The organism is Limosilactobacillus alvi (assembly GCF_016900115.1).
GTDB classification, from domain to species: domain Bacteria; phylum Bacillota; class Bacilli; order Lactobacillales; family Lactobacillaceae; genus Limosilactobacillus; species Limosilactobacillus alvi.
The window spans coordinates 1-372 of the sequence record NZ_JACJJQ010000095.1; the positions used below are offsets into that span (position 1 = coordinate 1).

Consider the following 372-nt stretch of genomic DNA (forward strand, 5'->3'; position numbering starts at 1 on the left):
GTGCCATTAAGTAATAACGACATTGAACAATCAATTCGTTTTTCAACAATAATCCGCAAGAATAGTTTATTCGCTCATTCAGTAGCTGGAGCTAAAGCTTGTGCGGTCTATTATTCCTTAGTTGAAACAGCTAAAGAGAATAACCTAGATGTGGCAGAGTATTTTAGATATCTGTTCAAGTATCTCCCTAACCGTATTGATGAGAATCTTACGGCTTATTTGCCTTGGGCAAAACAAGTTCAAGTAGCATGCCATAAATAGCAATAAAGAACGGGCTAAGAAATTGCTTAGTCCGTTTGTAGAGGGCGGTTGTAAAATGTAGGAAAACGGCGGAATAAAATTGTCGTTTTTCCTGCATTTTTTGTATACTCA

At 37.1% G+C, this 372-nt stretch carries 1 protein-coding gene; it reads left to right on the forward strand.

The features are described 5' to 3' along the window. Nucleotides 1–261: transposase domain-containing protein (locus H5993_RS09230; RefSeq protein WP_204777112.1), on the forward strand; the 261-nt coding region annotated here is incomplete at its 5' end. Nucleotides 262–372 lie beyond the last annotated feature (111 nt).